Annotated in this window: 10 protein-coding genes; 1 reads left to right on the forward strand and 9 read right to left on the reverse strand. The window is 39.5% G+C overall.

Features of this window, described 5'->3' with window-relative positions; genetic code table 11:
• Positions 1-95: 95 nt before the first annotated feature.
• The 9 genes from GNE10_RS26510 to GNE10_RS26550 form a co-directional block, all read right to left on the reverse strand.
• Positions 96-1193, reverse strand: a complete 1098-nt coding sequence (locus GNE10_RS26510; RefSeq protein ID WP_185568282.1) for a T3SS effector HopA1 family protein — start codon at positions 1191-1193, stop codon at positions 96-98.
• 268 nt (positions 1194-1461) lie between these two features.
• A complete protein-coding gene (locus GNE10_RS26515) occupies positions 1462-2640 on the reverse strand; it encodes a phosphotransferase (protein ID WP_185568285.1) in 1179 nt (392 codons plus the stop codon).
• Between the two features lie 300 nt (positions 2641-2940).
• Complete coding sequence (locus GNE10_RS26520; RefSeq protein WP_185568289.1) at positions 2941-3174, reverse strand: hypothetical protein; 234 nt, start codon at positions 3172-3174, stop codon at positions 2941-2943.
• A gap of 134 nt (positions 3175-3308) precedes the next feature.
• Positions 3309-3539: a hypothetical protein gene (locus tag GNE10_RS26525; RefSeq protein WP_185568292.1), complete on the reverse strand. Its 231-nt coding sequence runs from the start codon at positions 3537-3539 to the stop codon at positions 3309-3311.
• Positions 3540-3665: 126 nt separating this feature from the next.
• Positions 3666-3896, reverse strand: coding sequence for a hypothetical protein (locus GNE10_RS26530; protein ID WP_099071815.1), 231 nt, complete (start codon positions 3894-3896; stop codon positions 3666-3668).
• Positions 3897-4056: 160 nt separating this feature from the next.
• Positions 4057-4287, reverse strand: coding sequence for a hypothetical protein (locus GNE10_RS26535; protein WP_185568294.1), 231 nt, complete (start codon positions 4285-4287; stop codon positions 4057-4059).
• A gap of 830 nt (positions 4288-5117) precedes the next feature.
• Positions 5118-5381: a hypothetical protein gene (locus GNE10_RS26540; RefSeq protein WP_185568298.1), complete on the reverse strand. Its 264-nt coding sequence runs from the start codon at positions 5379-5381 to the stop codon at positions 5118-5120.
• A gap of 355 nt (positions 5382-5736) precedes the next feature.
• Entirely contained in the window at positions 5737-7254 is a 1518-nt protein-coding gene (locus GNE10_RS26545) for a pitrilysin family protein (protein ID WP_260447044.1), read from the reverse strand.
• A 37-nt stretch (positions 7255-7291) separates the two neighbouring features.
• Positions 7292-8794 (reverse strand): pitrilysin family protein, encoded by a 1503-nt coding sequence (locus GNE10_RS26550; RefSeq protein WP_260447045.1) that lies wholly within the window; start codon positions 8792-8794, stop codon positions 7292-7294.
• Positions 8795-9079: 285 nt separating this feature from the next.
• On the opposite strand from GNE10_RS26550, the gene GNE10_RS26555 reads away from it, so the two are divergent.
• Positions 9080-9694 carry a TetR/AcrR family transcriptional regulator gene (locus tag GNE10_RS26555; protein ID WP_185568304.1) on the forward strand — a complete coding sequence of 205 codons (615 nt, stop codon included), beginning with the start codon at positions 9080-9082 and terminating at the stop codon, positions 9692-9694.
• Positions 9695-9827 lie beyond the last annotated feature (133 nt).

The following is a 9827-nucleotide window of genomic DNA, read 5'->3' on the forward strand; positions in this document are numbered from 1 at the left end:
GATATAATCAGTAAATAACCTTATAAAAATTTTGGATTTTAAATTTTGGATGAAAACCTAAAATCCAAAATTGTTTAACAAATCAAATCAGACTGTTAGAGATGCAATGAAGTGTATATATCCTCAGAATTGGCATTGAGGTAGGGACGTTGTAATTGAATTTGGTATAAAGAAAAATATTTTAAAACTGCTGTCATGCGCTCTGCTGGTGTATCATTTCCTCCCAGCCAACTATCAAGCAAACCATTGGCAATAATTTGACAGCGATTTGTACCGAAGCTTTCATGAGTGCTAAACTTTTGGTCTGGTTCTTCAGCGATCGCTAATCCTGGTGCTATTAACTTGGTAAACAAAGGTACTTCTTCTTTAAAATAAGATTGATTTTCTAAATACACCCTTTCTAATACTGGCTGAATAACCTCATATCTGTTTTTGTCAAAATAAAGTACTGCTGAATCGCAACGTTCATAATCTGAAGGATTATAGAGTGCTTTAAATGAAAAAGGAATATCTCTGAAGTTGAGTTGGGTAGTTAAACTATCCATCACTGCAACTGCTCCTTCTGCGGTTAAATTGAAATAAACGCGCACAATATTTTCATTAGCATGAGAAGCTGCATTACCAATTGCCATATAGAATGCATTTTGTACTAAATTTTTGGGCATTCTAATTGCAACTAAGTTACCAAGAGTAGCATTTCGTTGTGCTGGTTGCAAATGAATATGTCGCTGTATATGTAGTTTCAAACCATTTTTATATACAATTACAAAGTCATCTTCTTCTTGAATTACAAGCCAATCATTGCTGAAGTAGCCTTCACCCCTATTGCTTTCATGTAAGCGTTCATAAAAAGCTACATCTACACCCAAAAGAGTATTATTTTCCAGATTTTGGTTGAGTGCCAAATTTGATGTATCTGCATCAAAAGCAAGAGCAGATTTTAAAGAACCGTTGTAATAGATACCGTAGAGAAAACTACGCAATTGCAGACTTAAAAATTTGTTTTGCAGATCCAAAGGTAATTGCTGAAAGCCTGGAATTGCTGACTCTGGTAATTCCATTGGTTTGTAATCTGGATGCTGAATGCAATAATGAGATTGAATTTGAACGTTATGAACGATGTCTTGTAACAATGTCTGCAATGGCTCTGGAACTTCTGATAGTTGAGTTTGTAGGGAGTCTAATAGTTGCATAATGGCTACTGTGTAAATAACAGAGGAGTAGAAGGGAAATTGGCGTTGCTGAATAATGGGATGATTTCGGCTGACACACCAGACACGGAGACACGGAGATATGGAGACGCGGGGACACGGGGACATGGAGATATGGAGACGCGGGGACACGGGGACATGGAGACACGGAGACACGGGGATTATGTCTTGATGCAAATTCTCAAATCATCCCGAAATTATGCAACGGCGGGAAATTTAGGGATTTTCAAAAAACGTAGACCACCAAGGTCTACACAGGAGATAAGTTTGTTGGACGGAGGTCTGATGCTTGGACGCCAAAAATCGTGGGTATAGATGCTTCTGGACGGCACAATAAACTCTTGGCAACTTGCAGCATACAGATACCAGAATTACCAAATCTCTTTTCATACTGGAGTATCGCCTGAATAGATCTAATCAAAGCTAAACCAGAAAATTGGATAACTCGTTGTAAAAAATCAGGACGATGTTGTAGTACTTGAGGAAATTCAGCTAAATAAGTAGTCACTAACGCCGCCATTGATGGCTGGAGGAGTTGCAAAGGAGTCGTAGCTAGACGTAAGGATTGTTCGATCGCAATATCTTTACCAATGACAATACTATATAGCCATATTTGCAGGTAGCTGGCTAATAAATTTCCTAAATCATTTGCTGGATCTCCCCAATCACAACGTTCCCAGTCAATCAGCCGAATCACACTTTCACCTGAAAGTGATTCCTGAAAAGTTGCTTGTTCCCAATTGAGAGAAATCAGAATATTATTCAGTTTCAAATCGTTATGAGTCAAACAGTAGGCATTAAAAGCGCTAGCCAAATCTGCGATCGCTTGTCCTAAACTATCGTAACGTTGATAAAGGGTGAAAAATTTCAATCCATCATTAGGAACTCTACCGAAAATTTCTGGTGTAATTCTATCTAGTCCTTGATGTAGGTTTGGAGGTTGTTGACTAGATGCATTTTCGCGATTTTGAAAAAATTCTCGATATTCTGGACGACTAAGACTTACACGATGAATCGATGCCAAAATCCTGCCAATTACCTTGGCAATTTCAGTGGAGAAAAAATTCTCTTTGATGTAAAAGTCTGCCAAATCGCGATAATTACTCAGATAATTAAAAATAATAATGGAATTTTCCGCATCAAAATGCAGTACTTCCGAACAATAGGAGCGAATGTGACTAATTTCTGGAAAAGTCCGAAAAAAATTATGAATTCTCCATTCGTCAACAAACTCACCAACAGCTTTTCCTTCTCGATTGTGACGTTCTTGTTTAACTAAAAGTTGCTGACCTTCTGGTAAGGTAACTAACAAGTTAAAATTTTTCGCAGGCTTTAGCTCAATTTTACTCAATCCTTGTTTTTCGTGAGTACATAATCCCAGAGAAATTAGGTAATCAAAAACATTTTGAGAACTTAATAAAAATGGCATATTCTTCAGATATTTCCTTGAAAATTTCAAAGTTGCTATAACTCCATCCAGAAGCTAAAAAATCCATATTTTATTGATTTTTTGGGCTGAAGAGAGTAGAGCTTTTGCAAAAATTATTGATGTAGCAAAGGAAGACAAGGGAGAAAAATCAATTCAAAATTCACGCATTAAATAACTTTTGATTTTTTAATATCCCCTGCCTTCCGCCGAAGCTAGCAATCCTAAATCATTGGTTGAAAAATAATATGAATTATTCAACTCAAGTAGGATTGCTAGATTTAATTAACTACAAGTTGATTATCAACCAACAGCACTACTGCTATATGATTTAGCTATAAAAGCAATATGACCGATAGCATAGGTATCAACATACGCTTCAGCTAACTTTGTTAAAGTTGAAATGTCGCTAAATCCAGACTTTTCGCTACCACCAGAGATGGAATCAACGTCGCTTAAATCATTGAGAAAACTTTCGGTTCCTACGAATAACTCAGAACCAGAAACATAGAGTTCAGAAAGAGTAATATTTGCCATGACTTATTCCTCAAGCACTTGTAATCATTAGGTTTTCATTCAATTCATGTGATTGGCCTTTGGGTATAAATATCAATTAATTTCTATTTTTATACCCAAATAGCCATTAAGCTTTCTACTTAACTACTCAAGCATTAGTAGTATGTAGCTTTGCTGTAGGACTTAGCAACAAAGGTGATATGACCGATAGCATAAGTATCAACATATGCTTCAGCTAGTTTTGTCAAGGTTGAAATGTCGCTAAATCCAGCATAATTACCACCAGAGATAGCATCAGCGTCGCTTAAATCATTGAGAAAGCTTTCGGTTCCTGCAAACAATTCAGAACCAGAAACGTAGAGTTCAGAAAGAGTGATATTTGCCATGACTTATTCCTCAAATCCTTGTATTGTTGTTCAATTCATTTAGTTGGCTCTTGGGTATAAATAGAAATAGCTTTCTATGTTTTATCCCAAAGAGCCATTGAGCTTTGTTAACTAACTACTCAGCAATTAGTAGTAAGTACCGTTGCTGTAGGACTTAGCGACAAAGGTGATATGACCGATAGCATAGGTATCAACGTATGCTTCAGCTAATTTTGTCAAGGTTGAAATGTCGCTAAAACCACCATAATTACCACCAGAGATAGCATCAGCGTCGCTTAAATCATTAAGAAAACTTTCGGTTCCTACAAATAATTCAGAACCAGAAACGTAGAGTTCAGAAAGAGTAATATTTGCCATGACTTATTCCTCAAATCCTTGTTTTAATTCAGCAGTAGGAATATATTTGTTTGGCTCTTGAGGATTATTCATAATCAAGAAACCCCAGACATGAAATAGAGACGACTTGTTATTTTTATCCCCAAAGAGCCATTGAGGCTTGTGAGTAACTGCTCAGCAATTAGTAGTATGTACCGTTGCTGTAGGACTTAGCGACAAAGGTCACATGACCGATAGCATAGGTATCAACATATGCTTCAGCTAGTTTTGTCAAGCTTGAAATGTCGCTGAAATTGTAATAGTTACCACCAGAGATGGAATCAGCATCGTTTAAATCATTGAGAAAGCTTTCGGTTCCTGCAAACAAATCAGAACCAGAAACATAGAGTTCGGAAAGAGTGATATTTGCCATTTTTCCTCTTAGAAAACTTGCTTTAAACCAGGTTAATTCAACAGATAATTTAGCTCGGCTTTCCTTACCTGTTACTGCAATTTTTATTGATGAAATTAGCAAAGTCAAGGTTTTAAAAGTGTTTATAAAGACAGATGTCAATGACTTGAGTCTTTATCAAAATAGAATTTAGAATCATTAAATATCAAATAAGGTGTTGTTTGTAGTGGGCGATTTATCGCTCTCTTAACAGGTTTTAAAGGACTAAAACCCTGACTACGAACTTTTATAGCAATCCTATTTCAGTTGTGAATAATATCGGTGTTGACTGTCAACGATTAAGGAACTTGCAAATAAAAAAATAATCAACTACTTCTTGTGGGGTGGGCGTCTCGCCATAGGTGTCAACTTAAGCTCAAACTCTTGTCCCACAATCGTTTTACCCCACCCCCAACCCCTCCCCTTGCCAAGGGGAGGGGAGGTTTTGGCTTTAGACAAAACCGGGGTGGGGCAGGGCGGATGGAACTCGTAAATGAGTGAATTCAAAACTAGGTCATCACAAAGGTTTCAGGTTAAGTTGACACCAATGGCGTCTCGCCCGCCCCAAGCTAAGGACTGACAAGATGCACACACAACAAGTAGTGGTAATTAATTTATTGGATGTCCCTAACAGTCAACAACCCTAACACGTAATATTTCACAAATTATTTGGAATTGCTATATTAAGCCTTCATACTTAAAATTTTTCATAAAAAAGTGCGTTCTAATATTAGTGAGAATTAGAACGCACGCATATGAGAGAAAACTTAAATAACAAAACTCTGCTCATAGATAAATTCGCAAATTACCTCTTATACCAGCCTCCTAAATATTTTATCCAGTTCTAACCTAAAGTTATCTAAGAGGGAATTTACTTCTTGCAGCGAGTTTATGCGTGATGATTGAGGTTCAGCTGTAGTGGATTGATTAATTGGGTCAAGTGTATTAGAGAACTGCCTATTTGTTGGGTTAGCTCCTACACCACCTTCTACTGTCTTCATTTCTCTAGCAGTGATTTCATTGATAAGTTCTTTGTCTGCACTAGGGTGCAGCTCGTAAACCTTGATTCTGACCATTGACTCAACTCCAGAAATACTTAATGCTAAATAACCCGATTGTGAATAATTTTGAAATCAAATATCAAAACTATTCATTATATTATTTTGCTTTGGTATTCCATAAAGTCAATAAATTTAGAGAAATTTTATAGACAAAAATCAGGAAATTGTGTCTTAATTACTGATGAATTGCTATAAATTTGTTTGATTTGTCTGTCTCTTTTTTATGTGTTGTTATCAAGCAATCAGGTAACTTCAAAAAATAAATTATTCTGGTTTAGGTTGTTGACTGTTGACCGTTGACAGTTAACAGTCAACAACCACTCTTGTTAGTTATGCTTTTTTAGCGCGCATTAGCTTATTCAGCAATGCCCTAATTCTTGGCCTGTGGTTGTAAGTCGGGAATCGTCACATCTATTGGTGTTACTTTTGTAGCTAATTGTGTCAAGGGTGGTTGAATAGCTGTTTGATTACCCACTACTAAAGTGACGATGTTTTCTGGCTTGAGGTATTTTTGTGCCGCCCGTTGCACGTCATCAACTGTGGTGGCGGCTACGGCTTTTTGATAGCGAAATAGGAAATCAGCCGGATAGCCGTAATATTCGTATTGCATCAGGCGCGATAAGGTTTGACTGGGGTCTTGAAAGTTGAAAACAAAGGAATTGAGTGTTGATTCTTTAGCAAAAGCTAGTTCCTTTGGTGTCACTTTTTCGGTTTGGATACGCTTAATTTCAGCTTCTAAAGCTTTGACAAACTGCACTGTAGCATCCGATCGCGTTTGTCCGCCAGCAACAAACATCCCCGGATAATCGTAACGGGGACTCCAGAAGCCGTATACAGAATAAGCTAAACCTTGGCGCGATCGCAATTCATTAAATAACCGTCCGCCAAATCCATTTAACACTTCATTCAACACACTTAGGGCTGGATAATCTGGATTGTTAAACTCTCCGCCTAAATGTCCAATTAACACGCTGCTTTGTGTTAGCTGCGGCTGATTGACAAAAAATACACCGCCAGTATTAGCTGGGGAAACCTCTGGTAGTTGGGGTTTAGTAATTTTGGGGTTGGGTTTCCAGTCGCCAAACTTGGCTTGAACTAGCGATCGCATTTTTTTTGCGTCAAAGTCCCCCACTATGCCCAAAATCATATTATTCGGGTGGAAATATTGCTGATAAAATTTCAGCAAATCCTCACGAGAAACTCGATCTATAGTTGCATATTCTGTGGTGCGACCGTAGGAGCTATCTTTGCCATAAAGCAACTTGCGAAATTCTCGATTCGCAATGCCATTAGGATCGTCATTGCGCCGTGCAATCGCCCCCCTGGCTTGGGTTTTCGCCAAATCTAGCTTTTCTTGAGCAAATACTGGCGATCGTAACACTTCAGCAAACAACCCAAACACCGTTTCTAAATCTTCACTCAGGGCATCAAAACTCGCACTACCAGCAGTTTCACCAATAGCAGTTTCCACCGAAGCCGCCCGTTGTTCCAATATTTCATTTAATTCATCAGCAGAATGCTTGGTAGTTCCTCCAGTCCGCATTACCGCCCCTGTAAAACCAGCCAACCCGACTTTTTCCAAGGGTTCCAAACGATTCCCAGTCCTCACCAACACCGTACCCTTCACCAAAGGTAACTCACGATCCTCCATCAAATACACAACCAACCCGTTTTGCAGTACAAACCGCTCATACTTTGGTAACTTAATTTCTGGTAGCGGTGGTAATTGCAACTCAGTGTAATGTTTGGCCTGTGCCGTGGCTGCAACCGAAAAATTAAAAGTAAAAAGTAAAAAGGCAAAAGCCACAACCAACGCCGAAACAATCTTCTTCCCATTAGGAATTTTTAAACCCATCTTCCTTTTACCCTTACCCTTATACCTTTCCATATCTCTCTTCCTTTGCGTCCTTTGCGGTTCATTTTTCTTAGCCCTGTTTCGACAACAGCTTACCAATGGTGCGATTTTCCGGTGTAAACGTCGCCTTTGCCACCCGCTGAATATCGCCAGGAGTTACCGCTGCAATTTCATCTAACTCCTTAAACAAATTCCGCCAAGAGCCAGTTTTAACTTCATATTCCAACAATTGCTGAGCCATGCCGCTATTAGAAGTCAAACTACGCAATAAATCAGCCCTTGCTTGGGTTTTTACTCGCTCTAGCTCAACCGCAGATACAGGTTCAGTTTTTAATTTTTGAATTTCCTGGTCTAAAGCGATCGCCAATTCATCAACAGTACGTCCGGGAGCCGTGACGGCATAAAATAACATTAAATTTGCGTATTTATCGCCAGGAAAACCGCTAAAACCTTGGGCATTGAGCGCTAAACGCTGTTTATCTACCAAAGATTTATACAGCCGTGAAGTGCGACCATCACTTAATAAACTGCCAATGATTTCGTAGACTGCATTATCTGGATGAGTAACTGAAGGACGGTGATAACCTTCAAAATACAAAGGTTGGGCAGGTAGTTGTAAAGTAACTTCCCGTGTTTGTTTTTGTTGTGGTTCCGCAGGAATTTTGGCAGTAGCTTTAACTTTGGCTTGATAGCGTCCAAAATAAGTTTGTGCAAGTTTTTTCACTTCAGCAGGATTGACATCTCCCACAATGGCGATCGCTAAATTATTTGGTACATAATAAGCGTCATAAAACTTTTGTACATCTTCTGGTGTTAAGTTACGAATATCTTTGTCATAACCAATCACCGGACGCCTGTAAGGATGAACTTTGTAGGCAGTGTCAATGAATTTCTCCAACATTGCCCCAATGGGTGAATTTTCCACCCGCATCCGTCGTTCTTCTAAAATCACATCTCTTTCTTTATAAAATTCACGACGAATTACAGGGTCAAGAAATCTCTCCGACTCCAGCGACATCCAAAGTTCCAACTTATTGGCAGGAAAACTGTAAAAGTAACGCGTAGCTTCACTGGAAGTAGTGGCATTTAAACCCACACCCCCCGCTTGTTCCACAATTCGCCCCAGTTCGTTTTGCTTGACTAGCTTCCCGGCTTGGGATTCCACTTGTTTAAACTCAGCTTCCAAGCGCGCCACTTCATCCTTTTTACCATCAGCCTTCGCTGCTTGAATTTGGGCATCCAACTTGTCTAGGCGTTCTAATAGTGGTTTTTCTGTTTTGTAATCTTCTGTACCGATGCGCGTCGTTCCTTTAAAGGCCAAATGTTCTAGAAAGTGCGCTACACCTGTTTTACCATCCGGCTCATCCACACCACCGACATCAGCATAAGTCAGAAAAGAAACCACAGGTGCTTTATGTCGTTCCAGAACAATAAACTTCAAACCATTGTCTAGGCGAAACTCCGTTAACTCCTTGATGACTCCATCGAGATAAGGTTGAATCGAACTTGCAGGAGATATTGTTTGAGTTTGAGCCAGAGCAACTCCTGGGTGTAGTCCCCAGCAAAAAACCATCGCAGCCAACAAAGCGGCAAACACTCGGTAGGATGTCACTGATAATTGGAGATTGGGGACTCCTTGCTGTAAACCGTTGAAGCAATCCCAAATCCAAAATCTCAAATTGAAAATCCACTGGCAGAGTTTGTTCATAAGCCAAAATTAAGATAAAGTTACACTACAGAAGAAATACGCTACTTAGCAAATAGAGCGTTAATGTTGTATTAAGGTTTTTCGGGTTTTGTACTTGACATTAGAGAATAATGCTACAAGTCCGGCACCGGATATTTCACCATAACAATTATGCGAGTTTTTAATTCTCCCCCGCCTTCAGAGGCTCAGACACGCACCCGGATTTTACAGGCAGCACAACGGTTGTTTGCCTCTCAGGGATTTGATGGCACTACTACCCGTGATTTAGCCCAAGCAGCAAGTGTAGCTGAAGGCACTCTATTTCGCCATTTTCCCAATAAAAAAGCGATTTTGGTAGAAGTAGCCACAAGTGGATGGGTGGAGATTCTGACAGATCTGCTTACAGAATTAAGCGAAATGGGTAGCTATAAAGCAGTAGCTCAAGTGATGCGCCGTCGGATGTGGAACTTTCAAAAAAATGCCGATTTAATGCGCGTTTGTTTCATGGAAGTGCAATTTCATCCTGACTTACGCGATCGCATTCAATTAGAAGTCATCAGTAAAATGACCGACGTTGCCGAAGCCTTCTTTCAAACAGCAATGGATAAAGGCATTTATCGCCAAATGGACGCCAACCTAGTGGCCAAAGTTTTCTTAGGAATGTTTGCGATCGCAGGTTTTTCCAACAACACCCTCATGGAACCAGATGCCTCCCCCCAACAAATGCAACAAATGGCAGAAGGATTAGCTGACATTTTCCTCAATGGAGTTTTGGCGAAAGATTAAAAATTGGGCATGGGGCATTCCAGGGAATGGAAAAAGGGAAAGGGGTATGGTTCGACAAGCTCACCAACCGGGGGAAAGGTTAAATTTATCCCTTTTCCCTTTACCCTTTAACCTTTCCCCTACCTCCTCATCC

The sequence above is a fragment of the Nostoc sp. 2RC genome (genome assembly GCF_014222165.1).
GTDB lineage: Bacteria > Cyanobacteriota > Cyanobacteriia > Cyanobacteriales > Nostocaceae > Nostoc > Nostoc linckia.